25 protein-coding genes are annotated in these 26,756 nt (G+C 58.6%); 18 read left to right on the top strand and 7 right to left on the bottom strand.

Annotation, left to right across the window (positions count from 1 at the left end):
* From B8P98_RS11125 to B8P98_RS11165, 9 genes are all read left to right on the top strand, one after another.
* Nucleotides 1–1,158, top strand: coding sequence for a type VI secretion protein (locus tag B8P98_RS11125; RefSeq protein WP_087804707.1), 1,158 nt, complete (start codon nt 1–3; stop codon nt 1,156–1,158).
* The gene (locus tag B8P98_RS11130; protein ID WP_087804709.1) at nt 1,142–4,552 is read left to right on the top strand and encodes an ImcF-related family protein; all 3,411 of its coding nucleotides are present in this window, start codon (nt 1,142–1,144) and stop codon (nt 4,550–4,552) included. Before B8P98_RS11125 ends, B8P98_RS11130 begins: the two co-directional genes overlap by 17 nt.
* Before the next feature lie 133 nt (nt 4,553–4,685).
* Nucleotides 4,686–6,449: a type VI secretion system baseplate subunit TssF gene (gene tssF / locus B8P98_RS11135; RefSeq protein ID WP_095033003.1), complete on the top strand. Its 1,764-nt coding sequence runs from the start codon at nt 4,686–4,688 to the stop codon at nt 6,447–6,449.
* 29 nt (nt 6,450–6,478) lie between these two features.
* A complete protein-coding gene (gene tssG, locus B8P98_RS11140; RefSeq protein WP_167382655.1) occupies nt 6,479–7,495 on the top strand; it encodes a type VI secretion system baseplate subunit TssG in 1,017 nt (338 codons plus the stop codon).
* Nucleotides 7,476–8,012 (top strand): type VI secretion system lipoprotein TssJ, encoded by a 537-nt coding sequence (gene tssJ / locus B8P98_RS11145; protein WP_095033005.1) that lies wholly within the window; start codon nt 7,476–7,478, stop codon nt 8,010–8,012. Before tssG ends, tssJ begins: the two co-directional genes overlap by 20 nt.
* A gap of 2 nt (nt 8,013–8,014) precedes the next feature.
* A complete protein-coding gene (tssE, locus tag B8P98_RS11150; RefSeq protein ID WP_095033006.1) occupies nt 8,015–8,458 on the top strand; it encodes a type VI secretion system baseplate subunit TssE in 444 nt (147 codons plus the stop codon).
* 19 nt (nt 8,459–8,477) lie between these two features.
* A complete protein-coding gene (locus tag B8P98_RS11155) occupies nt 8,478–9,845 on the top strand; it encodes a VasL domain-containing protein (protein ID WP_025711987.1) in 1,368 nt (455 codons plus the stop codon).
* 131 nt (nt 9,846–9,976) lie between these two features.
* Nucleotides 9,977–10,891, top strand: coding sequence for a sugar ABC transporter substrate-binding protein (locus B8P98_RS11160; protein WP_095033007.1), 915 nt, complete (start codon nt 9,977–9,979; stop codon nt 10,889–10,891).
* Nucleotides 10,892–10,974: 83 nt separating this feature from the next.
* A complete protein-coding gene (locus B8P98_RS11165) occupies nt 10,975–11,304 on the top strand; it encodes a DUF1869 domain-containing protein (RefSeq protein ID WP_080924340.1) in 330 nt (109 codons plus the stop codon).
* Nucleotides 11,305–11,391: 87 nt separating this feature from the next.
* On the opposite strand, the gene ychF is transcribed toward B8P98_RS11165, so the two are convergent.
* On the bottom strand, nt 11,392–12,483 hold the full coding sequence (gene ychF / locus B8P98_RS11170) for a redox-regulated ATPase YchF (protein WP_025711990.1): 1,092 nt from the start codon (nt 12,481–12,483) through the stop codon (nt 11,392–11,394).
* A gap of 117 nt (nt 12,484–12,600) precedes the next feature.
* Nucleotides 12,601–13,185 carry an aminoacyl-tRNA hydrolase gene (gene pth, locus B8P98_RS11175; protein ID WP_025711991.1) on the bottom strand — a complete coding sequence of 195 codons (585 nt, stop codon included), beginning with the start codon at nt 13,183–13,185 and terminating at the stop codon, nt 12,601–12,603.
* A 272-nt stretch (nt 13,186–13,457) separates the two neighbouring features.
* On the opposite strand from pth, the gene ychH reads away from it, so the two are divergent.
* Together ychH and B8P98_RS11185 are read left to right on the top strand one after the other, a co-directional pair.
* A complete protein-coding gene (gene ychH / locus B8P98_RS11180) occupies nt 13,458–13,733 on the top strand; it encodes a stress-induced protein YchH (RefSeq protein WP_002910437.1) in 276 nt (91 codons plus the stop codon).
* A 220-nt stretch (nt 13,734–13,953) separates the two neighbouring features.
* Nucleotides 13,954–15,000: a MerR family transcriptional regulator gene (locus tag B8P98_RS11185; RefSeq protein WP_080924322.1), complete on the top strand. Its 1,047-nt coding sequence runs from the start codon at nt 13,954–13,956 to the stop codon at nt 14,998–15,000.
* On the opposite strand, the gene dauA is transcribed toward B8P98_RS11185, so the two are convergent.
* The 4 genes from dauA to lolB all read right to left on the bottom strand — a co-directional run bounded on the left by dauA (nt 15,001) and on the right by lolB (nt 19,395).
* Entirely contained in the window at nt 15,001–16,680 is a 1,680-nt protein-coding gene (gene dauA, locus B8P98_RS11190; protein ID WP_080896697.1) for a C4-dicarboxylic acid transporter DauA, read from the bottom strand. It lies immediately after the preceding gene.
* A 124-nt stretch (nt 16,681–16,804) separates the two neighbouring features.
* Nucleotides 16,805–17,752, bottom strand: coding sequence for a ribose-phosphate diphosphokinase (prs, locus tag B8P98_RS11195; RefSeq protein WP_002910407.1), 948 nt, complete (start codon nt 17,750–17,752; stop codon nt 16,805–16,807).
* A gap of 183 nt (nt 17,753–17,935) precedes the next feature.
* On the bottom strand, nt 17,936–18,784 hold the full coding sequence (ispE, locus tag B8P98_RS11205) for a 4-(cytidine 5'-diphospho)-2-C-methyl-D-erythritol kinase (protein WP_167382691.1): 849 nt from the start codon (nt 18,782–18,784) through the stop codon (nt 17,936–17,938).
* Nucleotides 18,784–19,395, bottom strand: coding sequence for a lipoprotein insertase outer membrane protein LolB (gene lolB, locus B8P98_RS11210; RefSeq protein ID WP_095033009.1), 612 nt, complete (start codon nt 19,393–19,395; stop codon nt 18,784–18,786). The genes ispE and lolB overlap by 1 nt, the downstream gene beginning before the upstream one ends.
* Nucleotides 19,396–19,666: 271 nt before the next feature.
* Between lolB and hemA the strand changes: the two genes are divergently transcribed.
* From hemA to kdsA, 6 genes are read left to right on the top strand one after another with little or no spacing between them, the layout of a single operon-like run.
* Nucleotides 19,667–20,923: a glutamyl-tRNA reductase gene (gene hemA, locus B8P98_RS11215; protein WP_002910404.1), complete on the top strand. Its 1,257-nt coding sequence runs from the start codon at nt 19,667–19,669 to the stop codon at nt 20,921–20,923.
* Nucleotides 20,924–20,965: 42 nt separating this feature from the next.
* Entirely contained in the window at nt 20,966–22,048 is a 1,083-nt protein-coding gene (prfA, locus tag B8P98_RS11220; protein ID WP_025711996.1) for a peptide chain release factor 1, read from the top strand.
* Nucleotides 22,048–22,905 carry a peptide chain release factor N(5)-glutamine methyltransferase gene (gene prmC, locus B8P98_RS11225; RefSeq protein WP_095033010.1) on the top strand — a complete coding sequence of 286 codons (858 nt, stop codon included), beginning with the start codon at nt 22,048–22,050 and terminating at the stop codon, nt 22,903–22,905. Before prfA ends, prmC begins: the two co-directional genes overlap by 1 nt.
* Nucleotides 22,902–23,294, top strand: coding sequence for an invasion regulator SirB2 (gene sirB2 / locus B8P98_RS11230; RefSeq protein WP_004203211.1), 393 nt, complete (start codon nt 22,902–22,904; stop codon nt 23,292–23,294). The genes prmC and sirB2 overlap by 4 nt, the downstream gene beginning before the upstream one ends.
* A gap of 3 nt (nt 23,295–23,297) precedes the next feature.
* Nucleotides 23,298–24,110, top strand: a complete 813-nt coding sequence (gene sirB1 / locus B8P98_RS11235) for an invasion regulator SirB1 (RefSeq protein WP_095033011.1) — start codon at nt 23,298–23,300, stop codon at nt 24,108–24,110.
* A 39-nt stretch (nt 24,111–24,149) separates the two neighbouring features.
* Complete coding sequence (kdsA, locus tag B8P98_RS11240; protein ID WP_002910393.1) at nt 24,150–25,004, top strand: 3-deoxy-8-phosphooctulonate synthase; 855 nt, start codon at nt 24,150–24,152, stop codon at nt 25,002–25,004.
* Nucleotides 25,005–25,090: 86 nt separating this feature from the next.
* Here kdsA and chaA read toward each other — a convergent pair whose 3' ends face one another.
* Nucleotides 25,091–26,191 carry a sodium-potassium/proton antiporter ChaA gene (gene chaA, locus B8P98_RS11245; protein ID WP_004203207.1) on the bottom strand — a complete coding sequence of 367 codons (1,101 nt, stop codon included), beginning with the start codon at nt 26,189–26,191 and terminating at the stop codon, nt 25,091–25,093.
* Between the two features lie 263 nt (nt 26,192–26,454).
* Here chaA and chaB point away from each other — a divergent pair, with 263 nt between their 5' ends.
* Complete coding sequence (gene chaB / locus B8P98_RS11250) at nt 26,455–26,685, top strand: putative cation transport regulator ChaB (protein ID WP_025712000.1); 231 nt, start codon at nt 26,455–26,457, stop codon at nt 26,683–26,685.
* The last annotated feature ends 71 nt before the right edge of the window (nt 26,686–26,756 follow it).

The following is a 26,756-nucleotide window of genomic DNA, read 5'->3' on the forward strand; positions in this document are numbered from 1 at the left end:
ATGGGCTGGGTACGAACAAAAGCATTGACCATGGAGCAGCCATCGGCTCCTTCACTGACCCGATGGCTGTTTGCCGGTGTACTGATGGCGATTATCGGTGTCCTGCTCTTTATCCTCCATGCCTCCGGCACCGTAAAAATTATCTCAGTGATAAATATCTGGTGGGTATCCCTGATGCCTGCAGGATGCTGGTTGCTGATTTTTTGCCTGCGTTGCTACCTGTGGGACAGGGATCTGAAAGCGCATCAGTTCTTGCTGAAAGAGGCGGAATACGGACAGCAGAGGTGGGAAGACTGGGCCGGGCGCTGGCTGGCCGTTCTGGGCAGTGCAGTGCTGTTGCCGGATCATATTTCTGCGGCGCATTGGGGGAGTGAGCGGCCTCAGCAATACGGACTTACCCGCAGGATTAATTACCTTCCGGTAGAAGAGCCCGTGCAGTTGAGTGCGATGCATGCGCTGCTGACCAGTATAGAAGAGCGCGTGCAGTGCCTGCCGGAAGAGCTACCGCTGTATGTCACCCTGATCACGGATAATCCCTCGCCTGAGCTGACCAGCAGTTTCAGTAATCTCTGGAAAGAACACATTCCTGGTCGTGCCGTGCCTGATGATATTACCGTTACCGGCTCATTCTCACTGTCGGAAGTGGAGGAGCGCCTGAAGCAGCCTGTACTGACGGTCAATTTACTCCTGGTCATCCAGCTCAACGGTGGTACAGCATACTCCGACGGGCTGGCCGTGCTGCTGCTGACCAGCGATGATGTGGCGCAAAAATACCATCTGCCGCACTCATCACGGCTGTTACGTCCTATGCCCTTAGATATGACGAACTTTGAAGACGATATCACCCTGTTTCTGGAAACCCAGACTGTCGCCTGCCATACGCCCTCCGTTATCGGGGACGCAAAAAAATGGACGGAAAGAAGCGCCGCGCTTATCACGCAGGGCGGCAAAATGCATACCCCATGGAAAGCTGAAGATATCGCGCTGCTGGAAAAATGGTGCGGTATTCCGGGACCCGCAGCGCCCTGGCTCCTGATCGCGCTGGCAGCCGATCTGGTCAGCCTCCGTAAACAGCCCCTGCTGGCGTTATTTTCCAGCGAACAGGAACATTTTATCAGTACCATCACCCCAGGGAGTGAAGATGAATATACCGGGTAATGGCCTGGGCCGGTTTGGCCTGGCCGGGCTTACGTTGGCCGGGATGGCTGCAATATGGTGGGGGATCACCCGCTATGGCGGCATGCTGAATATCAATACGCGGGGCGAGCAGGTACTGGTGTTTGTCCTGGTCTGTCTGGCGTTGGTATTTGTTTTTTACCTTCCTGCAATGTCCCGCCGTGTGAAGGAGAGTTTATATCGCCGGCAGTCGCAGCAGGCCAGCGTCTTACCCGGCGAAGAAGGGCGCGTGGCGCTGACACCTCCCCATCATATTACGGTGGGGGAAATTCGCCAGACTCTACGCTATCAGTATGGACGCGCCTGGTCCCGCAAAGTCCGTATTCTGCTGATAATTGGCTCAGTCAGAGACGTAGAACAACTGACCCCAAAGCTCACGCAGGAACTCTGGCAGGAAGATCAGGGTACATTATTGCTGTGGGGTGGAGACCCTGGGGCAGCGGTAGATAACGCCTGGTTCACAGCGCTGCGTAAACTGCGTTATCGCCCGGCTGATGGTATGGTGTGGGTAACATCGGGCTTTGACGGCGTTTTGACAACGATGAACAGAACGAAGCCCAGGCTCACGCCAGATGAAATGGACAGTGTGTCTCACTCTCTAAAGCTACGCTACGAAGCTCTTGGCTGGAAACTACCCCTATACGTCTGGTCGCTGTATGAGGGGGGCAACGAAAAAAATGGACGTATCACTCAGCCTGTAGGCTGCCTGTTACCTGCAGGTTGTACGCCGCAAATAGTTGCCGAACAGTTCACTGCCCTGGCGTCGTTACTGATAGAGCAGGGCATCCAGCAGATATGCGGTCAGCCACAGCACAATTTTTTACTCGCGCTGGCCGATCAGTTGACCCGTAAACCGGAAACGGTGACGGAGCCGTTATCGGTATTGCTTAATCCTTACCGCCCGCAGCCGCTGGCCGGAGTGGTGTTCAGCGCGCCGTCGGCGGAGGCCGGCCGCAGTATCAGCCATCACTGGGGCCGGGATAACCGCTGGGATATTCTGCCGGACAGGATGACGGAATTACCCGCAGGTCTACGTCCGCGCAAACAGGGAGTCAACTGGATGCGTGGGATGAGCGTGGCCGCCGCCGCCCTGATGTTACTCTGGGCCGCCTCAATGACAGTCTCTTTTATCGCCAACCGCCACCTGGTGGCGATCGCACAGGAGCAGGTGCAGCAGGCCTCGGCGGGAAAACAGCCGCTGGCCGTACGCCTGCATGCGCTCTCCGCGTTACAGAAAACGCTTTCTCAACTGGAATACCGCTCGCAGCACGGAGCGCCGTGGTACCTCCGCGCTGGCCTCAGTCAGAACGATGACCTGCTGGCGGCGCTGTTCCCGCGCTACGGAGAGAGGGCGCAGCCGCTGCTGCGCGATGCGGCGGCGCATCATCTGGAAGAGCAGCTCACCGCCTTCGTGCACCTGCCGCCGGACAGCCCACTGCGTGAGAAGATGACGAAGACCGCTTACGGACAACTGAAACAATATCTGATGTTGACCCGCCCGGAAAAAATGGACGCCGCGTGGTTCGCCACCACGCTAATGCAGGACTGGTCGCAGCGCTCAGGCATCGCCGACGCCGTCTGGCAGGGCAGCGGCCCTTCGCTGCTGGCATTTTATGCCGCCAGTCTGGTGTCGCATCCGCAGTGGCGTCTGCCTGTCGATGATGGTCTGGTCAGCCAGGTGCGCACACGGTTAATTCGACAGATGGGCCAGCGCAACAGTGAGTCCACGCTTTACCAGAAGATGCTCGCGCAGGTGGCGAATCAGTATGCCGATATGCGCCTGGCGGATATGACTGCCGACACCGATGCTTCGCGTCTGTTCAGCACTGATGAGGTGGTGCCGGGCATGTTTACCCGTCAGGCCTGGGAGCAGGCCGTGCAGCCGGCCATTGAGAAAGTGGTCGCGGAACGCCGCGATGAAATGGACTGGGTGTTGAGCGATACGAAGCAGACTGCCGCGCAGTCGACGTCGCCGGAAGCTCTGCGAGCCAGGCTGGCGGAGCGTTATTTCGCTGATTTCAGCGGCTCCTGGCTGGATTTCCTCAACAGTCTGCGCTGGCAGCGCGCGGCGACCCTCTCCGATGCTATCGACCAGCTGACCCTGATGGCCGATGTGCGCCAGTCGCCGCTGGTGGCGCTGATGAACACCCTGAGCGTGCAGGGGCGAACCGGCCAGACCGGGGAAGCCATCGCCGATTCGCTGGTCAAATCGGCCAGGCAGCTGTTCAACCGTGACAACCCACCCGTCATCGATCAGCAGTCCGGCTCGCGCGGTCCTCTGGATGCCACCTTCGGGCCCGTACTGGCGCTGCTGGACAATCGCGACGGCGGGACACCCACCAGCCGTCTTAGCCTGCAGACCTTCCTGACCCGCGTCACCCAGGTGCGTCTGCGCCTGCAGCAGGTCACCAACGCCACCGATCCGCAGGCGATGACGCGCCTGCTTGCGCAGACGGTATTCCAGGGCAAGGCCGTGGATTTAACCGAAACGCGCGACTACGGCAGCCTGGTGGCGGCGGGGCTGGGCCAGGAGTGGAGTGGATTTGGGCAAACGCTGTTTGTTCGCCCGATGGAACAGGCCTGGCAGCAGGTGCTGACCCCGGCGGCGGAAAGTCTCAACGCCCAGTGGCGCAGCGCGGTGGTGGAGGACTGGAATAGCGCTTTTGGCGGTCGCTACCCCTTTAAAAATACCAGCAGTGAAGTCTCTCTGCCGCTGCTGGCAAAATACCTCGACAGCGAGACCGGGCGCATCGCCCGCTTTCTGCAGACCCGGCTGAACGGCGTGCTGCATAAAGAGGGGAGCCGCTGGATGGCGGACAGTATCAATGCTCAGGGGCTGACGTTTAACCCGGCCTTTCTGCAGGCGATGAATACCCTGAGCCATCTCTCCGACGTCGCGTTCGCCAACGGCGAAGCGGGATTGCATTTTGCGCTTCGCCCCGGCACGGCGGACGGCGTGATGCAGACGGAGCTGGTCATCGACAATCAGAAACTTGTCTATATGAACCAGATGCCGGTCTGGCGGCGGTTCAGCTGGCCCGCTGACACCGAAGCGCCGGGCGCCAGTCTGAGCTGGATCAGTACCCGGGCGGGCACCCGCCAGTATGGCGATTTCCCGGGCGCCTGGGGGTGGATCCGTCTGCTGGATAAGGCGGTGGTCAGCGCTTATCCCGGAACGAGCAGCAGCTGGAGCCTGAGCTGGAAAGCGCCGGATGGTCTGTTGCTGAACTACACGCTGCGTACCGAGGCGGGGGAAGGACCGCTGGCGCTGCTGGCGCTGCGAAACTTTACGCTACCGGAGACGATATTCAGCGTGCGCGCGTCTGCTGAACGTGTTCCGCTGACCGACGATATACCCGGCGAAGAGGGATACTGAACCTTCTCCCTCACTGATTGGCGTTGACCTGCAACGCCAGGCCTCCTTCGCTCATGGCCGCCCGACGGCCAACTAATCTGGCCGCGCAGCCATGCTGCGTGCCTCCCTGTAGACGAATAAGGGAATATTCATAATGGACGATTTAACCCTGCGATATTTTGATGCTGAAATGCGCTACCTGCGCGAGGCGGCAAAAGCGTTCGCGCAGGCTCACCCCGATCGGGCGGCGATGCTGGATCTCGATAAAGCCGGCACGCCGGACCCTTACGTCGAGCGCCTGTTTGAAGGCTTTGCCTTTTCCGTAGGTCGCTTGCGCGAAAAAATTGATGATGATCTGCCGGAACTGACCGAGGGGCTGGTCAGCATGCTGTGGCCGCACTATCTGCGCACCATTCCATCGTTATCGATCGTGGCGCTGACCCCAACGCTGCCGGCGATGAAGATGGCGGAAACGGTGCCCGACGGGTTTGAGATAAGCTCCCGCCCACTGGGACCGAAAAATACCGTGTGCCGGTACCGAACCACCCGCGATCAGACGCTTAACCCACTGGCGATAGAGGAGGCGGTGATGACGGCAGAGCCGGACGGACGTTCGGCCCTGCGACTACGATTCACCTGTAGCGAGCTGGCTGACTGGTCGCAGACCGATCTCCGCCGCCTGCCGCTGTACCTGGGGGAAGACGCCGTTACCGGCAGCGCCCTCCATCTGTGGCTGACCCGACGCCAGGCCGCGCTGTACCTGCGCCTGCCGGGTCAGGCAGAACGGGTAAGCCTCGACGGCTATTTTTCGCCAGGGGGATTCAGCGAGGAGGATCGTTTATGGCCGAAGGGAGAGAGCGCTTTCAGCGGCTATCAGCTGCTGCTCGAGTATTTCATCTTTCGCGAAAAATTTATGTTCGTGCAGCTAAATGGTCTGGAAAACATCACCCTGTCGGCGGGGATATCGCATTTCACGCTTGAGGTGGTGTTCAGCGAGGTCTGGCAAAGCGATTTACCCGTCAGCGCAAGCAGCCTGCGCCTGCACTGTGTGCCGGTGATTAACCTGTTTACCCTCGAGGCCGATCCGTTGACCATCAGCGGGCTGGAGAGCGAATACCTCCTGCGTCCGAAGCGCCTGCAGGACGGGCATACCGAAATCTATTCTGTCGACAGCGTGACCGGCTCCGGGCGCACCGGGGAGGCGCGCTATGTGCCTTTCACCAGCTTTCGTCACCAGGGCGGGATGATGCGTCGCCATGCGCCGGAGCGCTACTACCACACCCGCGTCAAGCGGGGCGTTACCGGTATGCACGACACCTGGCTTATCCTCGGCGGACAGCAATGGGAGGCCGACCGGGCGCTGGAGCGGGAAACGGTCTCCCTGCGTATCACCGGCACGAATGGCCAGCTGCCGCGCAGGGCGCTACAGAGCACGCTGCTGGATCGCTGTGAGCCGATATCCGCTACGCCGCTTACCGTGCGCAATCTCTGTAAGCCCACATTGCCGGTATATCCCCCGGCGGAAGACCGCTACCACTGGCGGGTCATGAGCCATCTGGGCACTCGTTTTCTCAATATGATGAGCAGCGCCGAGGTGCTGCGCGGTACGCTGTCGCTCTACAACTGGCGGGAGGATGAGCTCAATAACCGCCGTCTGGACGCTATTCTGGCGGTCAGCCATCACCGAATCCAGCGTTTCGAACAGGGATTCCTGCTGCGCGGGCTGGATATCGAAGTGACGCTCGACGGCAGTGGATTTACCGGCATGGGGGATGTCCATCTGTTTGGCGACATGCTCAACCGCTTTTTCGCGCTGTATGCCGATATGAATCAGTTCAACCAGCTAACGCTCATTGTTCAACCTGAAGGAAAATGTATCCGGTGGAAAGAGAATCACAGTCTGCGGCTGCCCGGCTGATGGATCAGCTCCGGCCTCAGTTGCCATACATGAATTTTTACCGCTTCTGCCAGCTGCTGGAGGAGATCCAGCCGAAGGCGCCGGTCATCGGCAGCGACTGGCAGTTGGGTGATGAGCCCATACGCTTTCGCCCGCATCCGGGGATGGGTTTCCCGGCCGGCGAAATTCGAGGAATGGACGATCCTGAACCGTCCCGGCTGCCGACGGTGCGCGTTGCTTTTATGGGACTCTACGGCGTGGAATCCCCGCTGCCGACCCACTATAGCGATGACATTGCGCAACGGCGGGAAGGCGTCGAGGCCACCGAGGATTTTCTCGATATCTTTAACCATCGTCTGATCGCCCAGTATTACCGTATCTGGCGCAAATACTCCTACCCGGCGACCTTTGGGGCGGGTGGCACGGACAACACCTCGCAGTATCTACTGGGCCTGGCGGGGCTGGGCATACCAGGATGTGCCGCCGTTGCCGCAGCGCCGCTGTCGCGCTTTCTGGCGCTGCTGCCGGTGATGATGCTGCCGGGGCGATCCGGGGAAGGCATGGCGGCGCTGGTGGCGCTCCTGGCCCCGGGGACCCGAGCGACGGTGTACCACCACGATCCCTGCCGGATCCCCTTATCGCAGCCGTTAACGATGAGCATCCGCCAGCCGGTTAGCCTGCAACATCGGCCAGTGATGGGAACCCACGCCACAGATGTGAACGGCCAGGTGTTGCTGCAGCTGGCGACCGACCTGCCTGACGAGGTCCGCGGCTGGCTGCCCGGCGGCGAACTGCTCAGCGACCTGATGGCACTCCTGCACGTCTGGCTTGGATCTCATCTCGACGTGCGGCTGCAGCTTTGCATCGCCCGCCATTTACTGCCGGATGCGCAACTTTGCTGCCAGCAGGCGCATGCTGTCCAGCTCGGCCGTACCGCTGTGCTGCGTCCGCTGGATGCGCGGAAACAGGCTGAAGACAAGATCACGATTTATCTGGGGCGCTATCAATGTGTCCAGGAAAATATCCACCGCAGGGAGAGCGATGAAGATGGCGAATACCGCAGTTAAACCCTCTGCCACGTTGCTGGCATTCCTCATGGCCACCCTCTTAACCGGCTGCGGCCTGACGCAGACCGTGAAAGACGGCGCCGTTTCCGTGACCCAGTCCATTTTTTACCCCCAGGTGAAAACGCTTCATCTGGATCTTCGCGCCCGGGAAGGGGTGAATAACAACGCCAAGGGCGCCTCCCTGGCGACGGTGGTGCGTATTTACCAGCTGAAGGATCGGCAGGCGTTTGACAATACTGACTACCCGTCGCTGTTTGCCGGCGATGGCCTGGCGCTGCAGGCGGATCGGGTGGCGGAAAAAGATGTTCGCCTGCGTCCGGGCGAATCGGTGACCGTCGATATGCCCATGGAAACCCGCGCGCAGTTTGTGGCGGTGGCGGCCATGTTTATCGATCCAGACCTGACGCAAAACAGCTGGCGGCTGGTACTCACCCGGGACGATCTTGACCCGGCGAGGCCGCGCATTATCGAAGCCAGCCAAAATCAACTGACGCTGCACCCGCTTAAGGAGAAGTGAAAATGCCTCGTCCCTCCCTGTATGACATCCTGTACGGTAATTTCGCCGGCGGGCTTGACCTGAATACTGTCAGCGAAACGGATCAGGTCATCCTGTCGGTGCTCGATAACATGCAGCGCATCCTTAACTGTCGGGCCGGAACGCTGGCGCATCTGCCAGACTACGGCTTGCTGGATATGACCGCTATCCTTCAGGGCATGCCGGCATCGGCGCACCAGCTGATGAGCACGTTGTCGGCGGTGTTGCTCAAATACGAACCGCGCCTGCTGCGGATCGCGGTAGTGATGCTCGATCAGCATGCACCCGGCGAGTTGCGCTATGCCATTGATGCGGAGCTGAAAGGAATCGGTCTGGTGCGCTATGGAACGGCGTTTATGCCCGAAGGCAGGGTGTTGATCCGCCACCTTAAACGTCAGCAGTATCTTGACGCCCGCTCCGCCCTCTAATCTCTCGCTGAAAGACATCATGATGACAACATACAACGACCGCCACTATAAAACCGGTGGCGACCCGCGCACGCTGGCTGATTTTATTGCCCTGCGTGCGGAAATGAACAAGCTTAGCCACCCGGCGCGGCCGGATATTAACTGGTCATATGCCGAGCAGCTTGCCCGCGCGTTGCTCGAGCATCACGGCGCAGATCTGCAGACCGTCGCCTGGTATACGCTGGCTCGCGCCCGGCTGGGCGGGCTGGCAGGGATCAACGAGGGCCTGTCGCTCATGGAAACGCTGCTGGCCCACCAGGGGAAAAACCTGTGGCCGCAAGCGGTCCCCGCCCGCACAGAGATCCTTCGTACTCTGAGTAAGCGGCTGCGGCAGGTGATCCGCACCCTGAGCCTGACCCCGGACGATCTTGAGTCGCTTGGTCAGGCTGAACGTTTGTTGCAAACTTTCGAAGCGGTCCTGCTGCGCCTTGAGATTGCTCCTGAAAACCAGCTGAGTGAACTGCGTGCATTGCTGCACAGCGCGGCAACTCGCTTCGATAGCCTTGACTCTGCGCCAGCGCTTCCCGCCGTACCGCCGATGGTGGCGTCCAGCCTGGAACACTCTGTTTCTCTGGCCAGCGAAGAGGATGCAGCGAAGGCTGAGCCAGCGGCAGACCTAAAACTAAGACCACAGGCTGAGCCGCTGGCTCCGCCTTCACCAGCAACGCGCTGGAAGCCGTTTATCGGCGGGATGGTCACCATGCTGGCGGTGGCGGGCATCGCCGTCGGCGGATGGCTGGCGCTGCGTCAAGCCGCTCCGCCACCGCCTTCTCTGACGCAAAAGGCCGGGCCGATACCGGGCCTGCCGGCAGCGCTTCTCCAGCGGCCGGGCGATGTTCGTCAGATGCAGGACCTGCTGGACGAGCTTGCCCACCTGACGCCGGACTGGGCGGTCAGCTACGGCGACCAGCTGGTCCGCCATGCCCTGAGCCGCTGGCCGGATCAGGCGCAACCGCTGGCACAGCAGTGGCGGCAGCAGTTGAGTGCTGCTGCGTTGCCCGCGGAAAACCTTACCGGCTGGTCGGAGGGTATGCAGCAGCTGCAGCGGCTCGCCGACCGGCTCAATGCCCTTGACGAGCAGAAGGGGAAATACCTGACGGTGAGCGAACTGAAGACCGCAGTATTTGCCATTATGCAGTCGTTCAACCGCGCCGTTCCGCTGGAGGAGCAGCTGCGCCAGCTGGCCGCGCTTCCCGCTGATGAACCCTGGCCTGCCGCCCGCGGAAGCCTCGCGGAGCTGCATCTGCAACAGCTGTTAGTGGAGTATGCCCTGTTGAAGCGCAAGCAGTCGACGCCCGCTGCGCTCCCCCCAACCGGTGAGTCCTCGGTGAGTCAGACGGCAAAATAAAGTGTGCGCATGGCAACATTTTCTTTACATCATCATTGCATGTTCAGAACGCCCTTCGTAGTCTGAAAATGATTTAAATATACCATTTGTATTTATATTGAAAATTTCATTTCGAACCCTGAGGGCGTGTTATGAAGCACTGTAAAATCATCCTGTTAGCAGGGTTACTGGCCAGTTCCGCCTCGGCGCTGGCGGAGAAGATCGGCGTCTCAATGGCTTACTTCGATCAAAACTTTCTCACCATTATCCGCCAGTCCATTGAGAAAGAGGCCAACGCCCGCCACGTCGACGTGCAGTTTGAAGATGCCCGCGGCGACACCGGACGTCAGGCCGATCAGGTGCAGAGCTTCATCGCCTCCGGTGTGGACGCGATCATCGTTGACCCGGTGGATTCCGCCAGCACCCCGCAGCTAACGAAGATGGCGCAGCAGGCCAGGATGCCGCTGGTGTATGTGAACCGGACGCCGGGGGATAAAACACTTCCGCCGGGCGTGGTGTTTGTCGGTTCGGATGAGCGAGAATCCGGCACATTGCAGATGGAGGCGCTGGCGAAGCTGGCAAACTACAAAGGCAATGTCGCCATCATGATCGGCAACCTCACCGATGCCGGCGCCCTGCAGCGCACCAAAGACGTGGAGCAGGTGGTTGCCAAGTATCCGGCAATGAAAGTGGTGCAGAAACAGCCGGCCAACTATTCCCGCAGCGAGGGAATGGATCTGATGCAGAACTGGACAGGCAACGGGGAAGCGATTGATATTGTGGCGGCGAACAACGACGAAATGGCGATTGGCGCGGCGATGGCGCTCGAGAAGAGCCAGAAAAAGCTGTTGATCGGTGGGATCGATGCCACCCCGGACGGCCTGAAAGCCCTGGCCAGCGACAAGATTCAGGTGACGGTCTTCCAGGACGCAGTCTGTCAGGGCAAAACGGCCTTAGCGGTAGCGCTGAAGCTGATTAAAGGAGAAAAGGTCGAGTCTCATGTCTGGATCCCGTTTGAGTTAGTGACCAAAGAAAACATGCAGACCTATGTGGAAAAGAGTCATTAACGGCAAGGCGCAAGTGAACGAACTTTGCTGATAAAACCGGGTTGACAATGTGACGCCCGGGCAACGAAACCGGAGGAAAAGACATGGCAACGGCAAGAAGCGGCTATACGCTGCAGGTAATAAAGGCAGGGCAACAGGGGCACGTTGAGCTGAGATGGTCGCATCTCGCAGACGTTGATACGCGCGCGGCGGCGGCGACCATCGTGCAGCATATCGGGCGACCGTCGTCCTCGATGGGCCAGCAGGAGATCAGTCTGTCACTGACCAATGCCGCCAGCGGGGTCTCGGTGGAGCTTCATCATCCGGCCTCTGGCGAAAGTGCCACCCCGGCTTTTATTGAGAGTGAGTTAAAGAAGATTGTGCAGATCATTGATGGCTACGAGGCGGCAGAAGAGACCCATATCGTGGAGTAGCGTGCCGCCTGGCGCCTGGGCAAAAAAATCCACGCTGAGCGTGGATTTTTTATTGCGCGGTGGCGGCGAAAACGCCAGCCAGCGGGATTAGACGTTGAACAGGAAGTTCATCACATCGCCATCTTTCACGATGTAGTCTTTACCTTCAGCACGCATTTTACCGGCTTCTTTCGCGCCCTGTTCGCCTTTGTAGGCGATAAAGTCTTCATAAGCGATGGTCTGCGCGCGGATAAAGCCTTTTTCGAAGTCGGTATGGATCTTACCGGCTGCCTGCGGCGCGGTCGCTCCGACCGGGATGGTCCATGCACGAACTTCTTTCACGCCCGCAGTGAAGTAGGTCTGCAGGTTAAGCAGGGCGTAACCGGCGCGGATCACGCGGTTCAGGCCCGGCTCTTCGAGGCCCAGCTCAGCCATGAACTCGTCACGCTCTTCATCGTCCAGCTCGGCGATGTCTGCTTCAACCGCGGCGCAAACAGGCACTACGACGGAGCCTTCCTGTTCGGCGATAGCGCGAACCTGATCGAGGTACGGGTTGTTCTCGAAACCGTCTTCATTGACGTTCGCGATGTACATGGTCGGCTTCAGGGTCAGGAAGCTCAGATAGCGGATCGCGTCTTTCTCTTCTTTAGTCAGATCCAGGGCGCGGAGCATACCGGCGTTTTCCAGCTGCGGCAGGCATTTCTCCAGCACGGCCAGTTCAACTTTCGCGTCTTTATCGCCGCCTTTGGCTTTTTTGGAGACGCGGTGAATCGCGCGTTCGCAGGTATCAAGATCCGACAGCGCCAGCTCGGTGTTGATCACGTCGATATCTTCCGCCGGATTCACTTTCCCCGCGACGTGGATAATATTATCGTTCTCAAAGCAGCGAACCACGTGGCCGATAGCTTCGGTTTCGCGGATGTTGGTCAGAAACTGGTTGCCGAGACCTTCGCCTTTGGACGCGCCTTTCACCAGGCCAGCAATATCCACGAATTCCATTGTGGTCGGCAGGATGCGCTGCGGTTTGACGATTTCCGCCAGCTTGTCCAGACGCGGATCGGGCATCGGTACGACACCGGTGTTCGGCTCAATGGTACAGAACGGGAAGTTGGCCGCTTCAATACCCGCTTTGGTGAGCGCATTGAACAGGGTGGATTTGCCGACGTTGGGCAAACCGACGATACCGCATTTGAATCCCATGATTTAAATCACCTTAATCTTTGGATAATCAATCTGTTATAAGTAACAGATTGCAGAAAATTGAATAGCTTTGCCTATTATACACGGTGCGCGGCAAAAATGCCGCACGACAACGGCTTATTGCGCCTTAAAGGCATGTAAACGGTTGGTCGCTTTAGTCAGACCGTCCTTTAACCAGATTTCCGTGCAACGTGCCGCTTCGTCGACGGCGTCATCAATCAGTTTCTGCTCGTTGGCCGGCGGTTTGCCGAGCACGAAACCGACAACCTTGTTTTTGTCGCCCGGATGGCCAATTCCGACGCGTAAGCGGTGAAAGTTGGGGTTATTACCCAGCTTGCTGATGATATCCTTCAGGCCATTGTGGCCACCATGGCCGCCGCCAAGCTTAAATTTCGCCACGCCCGGCGGCAAATCCAGCTCATCATGGGCGACCAGAATTTCATCCGGATTGATACGATAGAAGGTCGCCATCGCAGCGACTGCTTTACCGCTGAGGTTCATAAAGGTCGTGGGGACCAGCAGGCGAACATCCTCGCCTGCCAGGTTGATACGCGAGGTATAGCCGAAGAATTTGCTCTCTTCGCGCAGCGGCGCACGATGGCGATCCGCCAGTAAATCTACATACCAGGCGCCAGCGTTATGCCGGGTGGCGGCATATTCCGCACCGGGGTTAGCCAGGCCGACAATCAGTTTAATAGTCACGTTTCTATCCTGCATGGGGCATTCTCTGCCGCGTAGTGTACTGTCTGCGGGCGCGCTTGACAAAGTTCTGGCCTGGAGACAACACCAGCATTGATGATTGCTCCCCTAAATCATTAGAATTTGATATTGTTCAGAGAGTTATTTGTAAATTTTTGTCTAATCGCTGTTCACTATTGTGATCGTGTGCGCACTCCTGAGAAAGGGCCTTGTCTATACTACACCTATAAGATTTGGGGATATTCCCAGGCAACCCAAAGTTCCGGAGGTGACACATGAAACGCAAAAACGCTTCGTTACTCGGTAACGTACTCATGGGGTTAGGGTTGGTGGTGATGGTTGTGGGGGTGGGTTACTCCATCTTGAACCAGCTTCCGCAGCTTAACCTGCCACAATTCTTTGCGCATGGCGCAATCTTAAGTATCTTCGTCGGCGCTGTGCTCTGGCTGGCCGGTGCCCGTATTGGCGGTCACGAGCAGGTCAGCGATCGCTACTGGTGGGTGCGCCACTACGATAAACGCTGCCGTCGTAACCAGCATCGCCACAGCTAACCGTAGCATGATTTCCCGCATCGGCCGGTAACGGCCGATGCGTTTTCCTGTGTCTCTCGTAATCTCTTTTTCATTTCCCGCCACATTACGCCCCCATTCCGTCCTGACCTTCGTGCTGCTATGGTTGCCGCCAACAGTGAAAAACAAGCGCGGTTTTTGCTTGACCCTGACGTTACGTCAGGCTGCAGAGTAGCGGACCTGGCCACAGAGAGGAGCAGTCATGTTAATTCAGGTGGGAGAGCTGGCGAAGCGCGCCGGAATGACGGTGCGTACGCTGCATCATTATGAACAGACGGGGCTGTTAACGCCTTCGGCCAGAAGCGAGGCGGGCTATCGGCTCTATAACCTGTCCGCGGTTCAGCGCCTGCATATGATAAAGGCGCTGGCGCAGGCCGGGCTGACGCTCGCCACCATCAAGGACTATCTCGATCGGCAAACGCTGTCGCTACCCGAGCTGCTGACGCAGCAGATAGAGACGCTCAACGCCCAATTGCGCGATGTCGGCAGGCTGCGCGACCGGCTGTTGGTGCTGCGCGAGGCGCTGGCGGGCGGCAATGAACCCGATCTGGAGTCCTGGCTACAGACGCTGGAGTTAATGAAAATGTACGATCGTTGGTTTAGTCAACAGGAGTTAGCCGCGCTGCCGTTTGCGGCACAGGATGAACAGCGCGCGCAGGCGTGGCGCGAGCTAACAGAGGAGGTGCAGACGCTGATGGCGAGCGGCTGCCCGACGGACAGTCCGCAGGCGATGAGTCTGGCGACGCGCTGGATGGAGCGCCTGGAGCAGGATACGGCAGGGCGCCCGGAGTTTCTGACCCGCCTGAACGAGATGCATGCCGCCGAGCCGCAAATGGTTGAACAGACCGGCGTCACCCCGGCCATCATCGCCTTTATCACCGAGGCCTTTGCCGAAAGCAAACTGGCCATCTGGGCTCGTTACCTCGACGACGAGGAGATGGCGTTCACCCGCCGGCACTATTTCGACCGGCTACAGGAGTGGCCTGCGCTGGTGGCGAAGCTGCATCAGGCGTGTCGGGAGGGCGTAGCGCCGGACTCGGCGTCGGGTCAGGCGCTGGCCCGGGCGTGGCTTGAACTGTTTCAGTCCTACGCCGGCACCCGGCCGCAGACGTTACAGAAGTTTCGTCAGGCGATGGAGCAGGAGCCGCATTTGATGAAGGGTACCTGGATGACGCCGGTGGTGCTGCGCTGGCTGCAGCAGGCGACCGGAGCCTTGATGCGGCAGGCGCAGGGGCCTGCCGCCGGGTGATCACAGGTCAGCCAGCGCGGCCTGACGATCGGGGTAGAAGCTCAGGCGTCCGGGCAGCGGCTTAACGCCGGCGCGCGCTAACGTGCGCAGCGGCTGAAACTCGAGGTTAGATACGCGCAATTCACAGCCTTCCGGTAGCTTGTTCACAAAGCGCTGGAAGGCATCCAGACCACCGGCGTCGAGAACCGGCACCGCGTCCCATTTCAGCACCACGATGCGCTTGCCAGCGATCCGGGTCTCCAGGTCGTTGAACAAGCCTTCGGCGGCGGCAAAGAACAGCGGTCCAATCACCCGCAGCACCAGCACATCGTCTGGCACTTCGACGTTGACCGGCGCCAGATGGGTCATGCGTGCGATACGGCGCATAAACAACAGCGAGGCCAGCACGATCCCGACGCTGATAGCAATCACCATATCAAACAGCACCGTCAGCGACATGCACATCAGCATCACCACGATGTCGTCTTTCGGCGCATGGCGCAGCAGGTTAATCACTTTATGTGCCTCGCTCATATTCCATGCGACCATCAGCAGCAGGGCGGCCATCGCCGACAGCGGCAGCCAGGAGAGCAGCGGGGCGAGGATCAGTAGCGCGAGGATCACCAGCAGGGCGTGGATCACGGCGGCAACCGGCGATGTGGCGCCGGCGCGGACGTTCGCCGCCGAGCGGGCAATCGCCGCGGTGGCAGTGATCCCGCCGAAGAATGGCGCGACAATGTTGCCCAGCCCCTGGCCAATCAGCTCGCTATTGGCTTTATGCTTGGTACCGGTCATGCCATCGAGCACCACCGCGCACAGCAGAGACTCAATGGCGCCGAGCATCGCCATGGAGAAGGCGGCAGGCAGCAGAGCCTGCAGCGAGGCCCAGCTCAGGGTAAAGTTTGAACCCGGCATATCCCAGGGCAGCACCAGCTGCGGCAAAAGTTGCGGAATACCGTTGCCCTGAGTGCCGTCCGCCAGCTGATAGTGGAACTGTGAGCCAATTGTGGCGACATCGCCACCGAGCAAATTGACGACCAGCATCACCGCACAACCGGCGAGTAATGCCGGAAGATGGCCCGGCAGGCGAATACCCAGCCGCGGCCAGAGGATCAGGGTGCCAAGAGTAACGATACCGATGGCAGCATCCCCGAGGTTAATGGTCGGCAGGGCCATCGCCAGCGCCGCCACTTTCTGCAGGTAATGCTCCGGCACATGGGGCATCTGCAGGCCGAGGAAGTCTTTAATCTGCATGGTACCAATGGTGATACCGATCCCGGAGGTGAAGCCGAGGGTAACCGACAGCGGGATATATTCGATCAGGCGGCCAAAGCGCGCCAGGCCGAAGAGAATCAAAAATATCCCCGACATCAGCGTCGCCACCAGCAGCCCCGCCAGGCCAAACTGTTGGGAAACCGGATAAAGGATCACCACAAAGGCGGCGGTTGGGCCGGAAACGCTAAAGCGCGACCCACCGGTTAAAGCGATCACAATCCCTGCCACCGCGGAGGTATAGAGGCCGTACTGCGGCGGCACACCGCTGCCAATCGCCAGTGCCATCGCCAGCGGAATCGCGATGATCCCGACGGTGATCCCGGCGATCAGGTCGCGGGTAAAGCGGGCGGTACTGTATTTTTCTTTCCAACAAGCGTCGATGAGGGCGCGGAAAGGCATCACATGTGAGGAAAATAATCTGTTCACAATAATGTTTCATCCATGAGCGCATCATCTGTCAACTAAATGGCAGGTGAAGGAGGCATTGATCATACAAATAAAGCGCGGAGACAAAAAAACCCGCCGCAGCGGGTTTTTGTGCTGGGCTCGATTAATGTTCGAACATAGCAGAGATAGATTCTTCATTGCTGATACGGCGAATAGCTTCAGCCAGCATACCGGAGAGCGTCAGAGTACGCACTTTATCCAGCGCTTTGATTTCTGGTGCCAGCGGAATGGTATCGCAGACGACAAATTCATCAATGACAGAGTTTTTGATGTTCTGGATAGCGTTGCCGGAGAAGATTGGGTGCGTCGCGTAAGCGAATACGCGTTTCGCGCCACGCTCTTTCAGCGCTTCTGCCGCTTTACACAGGGTGCCGCCGGTGTCGATCATATCGTCGACCATCACGCAGTCACGACCGGCAACGTCGCCGATGATGTGCATCACCTGGGAGACGTTGGCGCGCGGACGGCGCTTGTCGATGATAGCCATATCGGTATCATTCAGCAGTTTAGCGATAGCGCGGGCACGCACGACGCCGCCGATGTCCGGAGAAACCACAATCGGGTTGTCCAGGTTCAGCTGCAGCATATCTTCCAGCAGGATTGGGCTGCCGAACACGTTATCGACTGGCACATCGAAGAAGCCCTGGATCTGTTCTGCGTGCAGGTCAACGGTCAGCACGCGGTCAACGCCGACGCTGGACAGAAAATCCGCCACCACTTTTGCGGTGATTGGCACACGAGCAGAACGAACACGACGGTCCTGACGAGCATAACCGAAGTAAGGGATAACGGCGGTGATACGACCTGCCGAAGCACGACGCAGAGCATCAACCATAACAACCAGTTCCATCAGGTTGTCATTGGTGGGAGCACAAGTGGACTGGATGATGAAAATATCACCACCGCGTACGTTTTCATTGATTTGTACGCTGACTTCGCCGTCGCTAAAACGACCTACAGCGGCGTCGCCAAGAGAAGTGTACAGGCGGTTGGCAATACGTTGTGCTAGTTCCGGGGTGGCGTTACCAGCAAAAAGCTTCATATCAGGCACGAGAAGAACCTCAGGCATGCGTCCAGTGGTGGATGAATGGGCCAATAATGTGCGGGATGGCGCCATTCGATCCAGTCGGTGTATTTAAAGAGCACGATGCAACGTCTGGAACAGGGTGACGTTGTCACCGTAACTCAATTTCCCCGGCTGACTCATTATCAATGTGCCATCACGGCGCAGGATTCAGAGCAGGGCCTGCTTGAGCGGCGAAAGGTTAACTCCGCGCGCCACAAAGCCATTTAGCCATGCCGGGGCAGTGTCCAGCACCTGACGGGCAGCGGATTCGGTGTTAAATTCAGCAAACACACAGGCCCCTGTGCCGGTCAGGCGTGACGGCGCATATTCTAACAGCCAGGAAAGCGCGGCATCAACCTCGCGAAAACGTTTTCTTGCGATAAGCTCGCAATCGTTGCTGAATTCACAATTTAATAACGTATTAATTGACCGGCGCGGGGTATTTCGTGGTAGCTCCGGATCGCGAAAAATGATCGGCGTCGGAATACTGACCCCCGGGTGGGCCACCAGGTACCATTTTTCCTCGGGTTCTACCGGCGTCAGTATTTCACCCACCCCCTCGGCGAAGGCGGCATGGCCGCGCACGAAAACCGGCACATCGGCCCCCAGCTGAAGGCCAAGAGTCGCCAGCTCATCTTCCGAGAGACCGCAGCCCCACAGATGGTTGAGCGCCACCAGCACGGTGGCGGCATTGGAGGAGCCACCGCCCAGGCCGCCGCCCATCGGCAGGCGCTTATCGATACTGATATCGGCGCCGCTGCCCGCCGGCAGACGTTCGCTTTCGCTGGCGGCACACATTAGCAGACGCGCGGCGCGAACGATCAGGTTCTCCTCGTCCGGCACCCCGGGCACCGGCGTCAGCAGGCGCAGTTGGCCGTCAGTACGCGGTTCGATGCTCAGCGTATCGCCGTAATCAAGAAACTGAAACAGCGTCTGCAGAGTATGATAACCATCGGCCCGTTGGCCGGTGATGTATAAAAACAGATTCAGTTTTGCAGGAGAGGGCCAGCGGGTCATCATTTCACGATCCAGTTATCCATCTTCAGCTTGATACGCTGGGCACCATTGTTCAGCTCGATATTAGACGGCAGCGCTGGCTGGGTATCGCTGGTGTAGCCACCGTAAGTGACGTGCCATGTCTTGCCATTTTGCGTGTAGTTAAGTTCACGCAGACGGTACTGATCGTCCAGCGAATAGTCGGTGGCATCGCCCGGCAGGCCGATGATCCACTGGCGCAGGCTGTTCAGCGGGATCGGCATCCCGGTCAGGCGGCCAATCATCTCCTCGGCATCGGTGGCGGTGTAGGTCTGGCCTTTGTTATCGATCAGCTGGACGCTGCCCGGTTGCGCGGTCAGCGACAGCTCGGTGCTGCCCAGCGGGTTGGTGAGCAGCAGGCGATAGCGGTCCTGGCCGGTTTGTTGCCAGAAGAAGCGGGCATAGACTTTTTGCTGATCGGAAAGATAGGCAAACGCCCCGCGAGTCTGGAACTGGTTGAGGCTGCGAACAGCCTGCTGATGCTGACGCCACTGCGGCGAATCCGGGCTTTTGCCAGGCCCTTGCGGCGTATGAAGAGAACAGGCGGTAAGGACGAGGCTGGCCAGCGGCAGCAGGCGGAACAGTCGATTCATAATGATGACAAATCCTTGATGTCTACAGGGAAAAACGGCGGCAGGGGAACAGCGGGCCGATTTGTGTAGCAGGTTACATTTATAACCCTTAATGCTAGCGTCGCCGGGCGATAGCGTCTACGTTCAAGTTGTCTGAAATCAAAAAATTAACCTTAATGGCGGTCTTGCTTTGGCTATTACTCCAAAAGGGGAGCCTCTCTTTTATTGATTACGCGCATCCTGTATGATGCACTCAGACTAACCTTAGCAACGCTGGTACTACTCCCTCACAATGACCCTTTTAGCTCTTGGCATCAATCACAAAACAGCTCCGGTCGCCCTGCGAGAACGCGTCACGTTTTCGCCGGAAACGCTCGATAAGGCGCTGGAGAGCTTGTTGGCTCAGCCGATGGTGCAGGGTGGGGTGGTGCTGTCGACCTGCAACCGCACGGAACTCTATCTCAGCGTCGAAGAGCAGGATAACCTGCAGGAAGCGCTGATCCGTTGGCTGTGCAACTACCACGGCCTTAACGAAGAAGACCTGCGGAAAAGCCTCTACTGGCATCAGGATAACGACGCTGTCAGCCATCTGATGCGCGTCGCCAGCGGCCTTGACTCGCTGGTGCTGGGCGAACCGCAGATCCTCGGCCAGGTGAAAAAAGCCTTCGCCGACTCCAGCCGCGGCCATCTTAACGTCAGCGAACTGGAGCGGATGTTCCAGAAATCGTTCTCGGTGGCCAAGCGCGTGCGTACCGAAACCGATATCGGCGCCAGTGCGGTCTCTGTGGCTTTCGCTGCCTGTACCCTGGCGCGGCAAATCTTTGAATCGCTCTCCAGCGTCACCGTGTTATTGGTCGGCGCCGGTGAAACTATTGAACTGGTAGCGCGCCATCTTCGCGAACATCACGTGCGCAAAATGGTCATCGCCAACCGCACCCGTGAACGCGCCCAGGCGCTGGCGGAAGAAGTGGGCGCCGAGGTGATTGCCCTCAGCGATATCGACGAACGGCTGAAAGAGGCTGATATCATTATCAGCTCCACCGCCAGCCCGTTGCCAATTATCGGCAAAGGCATGGTGGAGCGCGCGCTTAAGGCGCGGCGTAACCAGCCGATGCTGCTGGTGGATATCGCCGTCCCGCGCGACGTTGAACCAGAGGTCGGCAAACTGGCTAACGCCTACCTCTATAGCGTCGACGATCTGCAAAATATCATTCAGCATAACCTGGCGCAGCGTAAGGCCGCCGCGGTGCAGGCCGAATCGATCGTTGAGCAGGAGACCAGCGAATTTATGGCCTGGCTGCGCGCGCAAAGCGCCAGCGAGACGATTCGCGAATACCGCTCTCAGTCTGAGCAGGTCCGTGAGGAGCTGACGGCGAAGGCGCTGGCTGCGCTGGAGCAGGGCGGTGATGCCCAGGAAATAATGCAGGATCTGGCGCGCAAGCTGACCAATCGCCTGATCCACGCGCCAACCAAATCTCTTCAGCAGGCCGCCCGTGACGGGGACGATGAACGCCTGCATATTCTGCGCAACAGCCTCGGGCTGGAATAGCGCACCTTTCTCTTATTTTCAGGACAGGGTGAATTCACGCCTATGAAGTCTTCTATTGTTGCCAAACTGGAAGCGTTGTACGAGCGCCATGAAGAAGTGCAGGCGCTGCTCGGCGATGCCGCGACGATTGCCGATCAGGATAAATTCCGCGCACTATCGCGGGAATATGCTCAGCTGAGCGATGTGGCGCGCTGCTATACCGACTGGCGTCAGGTGCAGGAGGATATTGAAACCGCGCAGATGATGCTCGACGATCCGGAAATGCGCGAAATGGCGCAGGAAGAGCTGCGTGACGCCAAAGAAAAAGGCGAACAGCTGGAGCAACAGCTGCAGGTTCTGCTGCTGCCGAAAGATCCTGATGATGAGCGTAACGCTTTCGTGGAAGTGCGCGCCGGGACCGGCGGCGACGAAGCGGCGCTGTTTGCCGGCGATCTGTTCCGCATGTACAGCCGCTATGCAGAATCGCGCCGCTGGCAGGTGGAGATCCTCAGCGCCAACGAAGGTGAGCACGGCGGTTTCAAAGAAGTGATCGCCAAGATCAGCGGCGACGGCGTCTATGGCCGGCTCAAATTTGAATCCGGCGGGCATCGCGTGCAGCGCGTGCCGGCCACCGAGTCGCAGGGGCGTATCCACACCTCTGCCTGCACCGTGGCGGTGATGCCGGAGCTGCCGGAAGCCGAAATGCCGGACATCAACCCGGCGGATCTGCGCATCGATACCTTCCGTTCCTCCGGGGCGGGCGGTCAGCACGTTAACACCACCGACTCGGCTATCCGTATTACGCACCTGCCGACCGGCATTGTGGTGGAGTGTCAGGACGAGCGTTCTCAGCATAAAAACAAAGCTAAGGCGCTGTCGGTGCTGGGGGCGCGCATCCGCGCCGCCGAAGTGGCCAAACGCCAGCAGGCGGAAGCCTCCACGCGCCGCAACCTGCTGGGCAGCGGCGATCGTAGCGACCGCAACCGTACTTACAACTTCCCGCAGGGCCGCGTGACCGACCACCGTATCAACCTGACGCTCTATCGTCTGGACGAGGCGATGGAGGGCAAACTCGACATGCTGATTGAGCCGATTGTGCAGGAACACCAGGCCGATCAGCTGGCGGCGCTGTCCGAGCAGGAATGATGACCTTTCAGGCCTGGCTGCAGCAGGCGATCGCCCGGCTGCGTGAAAGCGACAGCCCGCGACGTGACGCCGAGATCCTGCTGGGACACGTTACCGGCCGGGCGCGTACCTGGATTTTGGCCTTCGGTGAAACGACGCTCTCTGCTGACGAGGCGACGACGCTGGAGGCGCTTCTGGAGCGACGCCAGCGCGGGGAGCCCATCGCTCATCTGGTCGGACAGCGCGAGTTCTGGTCGCTGCCGCTGTTCGTCTCCCCGGCGACGCTGATCCCCCGTCCGGATACCGAATGTCTGGTAGAGCAGGCGCTGGCGCGTCTGCCCGCCGCGCCGTGCCGTATTCTCGATCTTGGCACCGGAACCGGCGCTATCGCTCTGGCGCTGGCCAGCGAGCGTCCGGACTGTGAGGTCACCGCGGTGGACCGGATGCCGGACGCCGTGGCGCTGGCGTTACGCAACGCCGCCCATCTGGGTATCGCCAACGTGACGATACGGCAAAGCGACTGGTTTAGCGCACTGCCCGGGCAGCGCTTCGCCATGATTGTCAGTAATCCGCCCTACATCGATGCCGCCGATCCGCATCTTGCCGAGGGCGATGTGCGCTTTGAGCCGCGGACGGCGCTGGTCGCCGCCGATCATGGGCTTGCCGATCTGGCGCAGATTATCCGCGAGGGGCGACAGTATCTGCTGCCCGGCGGCACTATGCTGCTGGAGCATGGCTGGACCCAGGGCGAAGCGGTGCGCACCCTGTTCCGCGAGGCGGGTTATCTTGATGTCGCGACCTGCCGCGACTATGGCGACAATGAACGTTTGACTCTTGGGCATTTACCGGACATGGGCATGGAGAAGATTGGCGGATGAACTTATTCACGGCTGTCCTCTACCTGCACATCGCCAGCGTGGCGGTGTCGGTAGGATTGTTCGTTTTACGTTACTGGTGGATGTATCACCAGAGCCCACTGCTGAACCAGCGGTGGGTGCGAATTGCGCCGCACTGCAGCGACACGCTGCTGTTTCTCAGCGGCGCGGGATTAATGGCGATAACGCATTACCTGCCGTTCACTGAAGACGGCGCATGGCTGACTGAAAAGCTGTTTGGCGTTATCATTTACATCGCATTAGGTTTTATCGCGCTGGGCCGTCGTCGTCCGCGCAGCCAGCAGAGCCGCTTTATCGCGTTCCTGCTGGCGCTGGTGGTGTTGTTTATCATCATTCAACTCGCCATCACAAGAATACCGATACTGGGGTAGGTCATGGGGTCATTAGCGGATTTCGAATTTAACAAAGCGCCATTATGTGATGGCATGGTCCTCATTTCTGTACAGGTCCGCGACGATTTTCCGACGCATTTTGTTGAGGAAGAGCTGCAGCGGCTGCTGCGCCTGGCGCAGGAGGAGATTGCGCCTTCGTGGGACCAGGAGCGCCAGATAGAACGCCTGCTGGAGTTGTTTTACGAGGAGTGGGGCTTTGGCGCCTCGCAGGGCGTGTATCGTCTTTCCGACGCATTGTGGCTGGATAAAGTGCTGGTCACCCGCCAGGGCAGTGCGGTGTCGTTAGGCGCGATCCTGCTGTGGATTGCCCAGCGTCTGGAGCTGCCGGTGGTGCCAGTGATCTTCCCGACCCAGATGCTGCTGCGCGCGGATCCGGAAACCAGCGAGGAGATGTGGCTGATTAATCCGTTCAACGGCGAGACCCTCGACGAGCATACCCTGGAGGTCTGGCTGAAAGGCAACATCGGCCCGGTGGCAGAACTGTTTAATGAAGACCTCGACGAAGCGGATAATGCCGAGGTGATCCGCAAACTACTGGATACCCTGAAGTCGGCGCTGATGGAAGAGCGACAGATGGAGCTGGCCCTGCGCGCCAGCGAGGCGCTGCTGCAGTTTAACCCGGAAGATCCGTACGAGATCCGCGACCGTGGGCTGATTTACGCCCAGCTGGATTGCGATCACGTTGCGCTGCTGGATCTGAGCTATTTCGTTGAGCAGTGCCCGGAGGATCCGATCAGTGAGATGATCCGCGCGCAGATCAACACGATTTCGCACAAACAAATTACATTGCATTAGTCTGGAACCATTCCGGTTACACCCTGATAAGGCGAACTTATGAAACAAAAAGTGGTTAGCATTGGTGATATCAACGTAGCAAACGACCTGCCGTTCGTGCTGTTCGGCGGGATGAATGTGCTGGAGTCGCGCGATCTGGCGATGCGCATCTGCGAACATTACGTCACCGTTACGCAGAAGCTCGGCATCCCCTACGTCTTCAAAGCCTCCTTTGATAAAGCCAACCGTTCCTCCATCCACTCCTATCGTGGGCCGGGTCTGGAAGAAGGGATGAAGATTTTCCAGGAGCTGAAGCAGACCTTTGGCGTGAAAATCATCACCGACGTTCATGAAGCCAGCCAGGCGCAGCCGGTGGCTGACGTGGTGGACGTGATCCAGCTTCCGGCCTTCCTCGCGCGCCAGACTGACCTGGTGGAAGCGATGGCCAAAACCGGGGCGGTGATCAACGTCAAGAAGCCGCAGTTCGTCAGCCCGGGTCAGATGGGCAATATCGTCGATAAGTTTATCGAAGGGGGCAACGACAAAGTCATTCTGTGCGACCGCGGCGCTAACTTCGGTTACGACAATCTGGTCGTGGATATGCTTGGCTTCGGCGTGATGAAGAAAGCCTCCAACAACTCGCCGGTCATTTTCGACGTCACCCACGCGCTGCAGTGCCGCGATCCGTTTGGCGCGGCTTCTGGCGGTCGTCGTGCCCAGGTGAGCGAACTCGCTCGCGCCGGTATGGCGGTAGGTATCGCCGGTCTGTTTATCGAAGCGCATCCGGATCCGGACCACGCGAAATGCGACGGCCCGTCCGCGCTGCCGCTGGATAAACTGGAGCCGTTCCTCAAGCAGATGAAAGCGATTGACGATCTGGTGAAAAGCTTCGACGAGCTGGATACCAGCAAGTAAGTCTGATTGCATTAGTAAAAAGCCTGCCGGCGTAAAAACCGGCAGGCTTTTTTTTCGCCCGGGCTCTGCCGGGCGGAGAAAGGTTATCAGGCGAAAATGGTCATCAGGTAGGCGGCGAACAGCGCCAGGTGGGCCGCGCCGTTCAGCACATTGGTGCGCCCGGTGGAAAAGGAGATATGGCAGAGCACCAGCGAGGCGACCATCACCACCATCTCCGGCGCGCCAAGGCCAAAGCGCAGCTCGTTGCCGGTCAGGAAGGCGATGAGGGTGACCACCGGGACCGTCAGCGAGATGGTGGCCAGCACGGAGCCGAAGAACAGGTTCATCGCCCGCTGCACCTGATTATTGAGCACCGCTTTCAGGGCGCCAAGACCTTCCGGCGACAGGATCAGCAGAGCCACCAGGAAGCCGGTAAAGGCCACCGGGGCATTCATGCTGGTCAACAGCGTTTCCAGCGGGTTAGCGTTCATTTTGGTAACCGCGATCACCGCTACCAGGTGCACCAGCAGCCAGGCGGTATGCCACCCGCTGCTGTGGGCGGAGGGTTTACCGTGGTGCGGGTCGTCATCGTCGCCGTCGTCCTCATGCTCATAAACAAACAGACTCTGATGGGTTTTGGTCTGAATCAGCAGGAAAACGCCGTACATGGCCGCCGAGATCACCGCCACCAGCAGCGATTGCCCGGTGCTGAAGTTTGCGCCCGGCAGCGCCATCGGAAACACCAGCACGATAATTGCCAGCGGAAACAGGGCGATAAGATACTGCTTAATGCCGAACAGATTCATATATTGGGTGGCGAATTTACGCCCGCCCAGCAGCAGGGAGAAACCGACCAGACCGCCGGTGACGATCATTATGATGGAGTAGAGGGTATCACGCATCAGGGTCGGGGCGGCGTCGCCGGTGGCCATTAAGGCGGAGATCAGACTGACCTCAAGGATAACCACCGACAGGCTTAAAATCAGGGAGCCGTAGGGTTCGCCCAGGCGATGGGCGAGGACGTCGGCGTGGCGGACTACGCTGAAGGCGCTGCTTAAAATACCCACCAGCGCGAGGATATTAATCGCGATAACCACTGGCAGTGACTGGCTGCTTCCCCAGAAAAACAGCACCGCCAGCGCCAGCACCGGAAAGACGAGGGAGGACTCCTTATGGCGGGTTTTTACCGCCTCATGTGCATGGGTCATGAACCATCTCCATTTATGCAGGTGTTATAATTATAAAAACGTAGGGCGGTAAAGTAACAGATTTTGCTAAATTGACGCTGTATTTTTACTTAAGTTTACGGGTATCGAGAGATATCTTGATTAGTTTATTATAATTTGCGCTTAATTTTATTTAATACTTACTATTCAGATAATTACTAAAATCGTTTTATCACTTAGCATCGCCTTGATAGCCAGCCGTCCGCGTACCAAACTGAGATTTTATGCTCAAACAGGAGATCATTATGCCCTATCACAGTAAACGAGAGCTCCCCGACAGCGTTCAGCACGTTCTGCCTGCCCATGCGCAGGAAATTTACAAAGAAGCGTTTAACAGTGCCTGGGATCAATATAAAGATAAAGACGAGCGGCGCGATGACGCCAGCCGCGAAGAGACGGCGCACAAAGTCGCCTGGGCGGCGGTGAAGAACAGCTATGAGAAAGGCGATGATGATAAGTGGCATAAGAAAAAATAATCGCTGACGCCGCTTTTTCGCTTGCCAGCGCCCCGCTGATTGCTTATTGAAAGATAAAGCTGGATAATATT

It is taken from the genome of Klebsiella quasivariicola, from assembly GCF_002269255.1.
GTDB classification, from domain to species: domain Bacteria; phylum Pseudomonadota; class Gammaproteobacteria; order Enterobacterales; family Enterobacteriaceae; genus Klebsiella; species Klebsiella quasivariicola.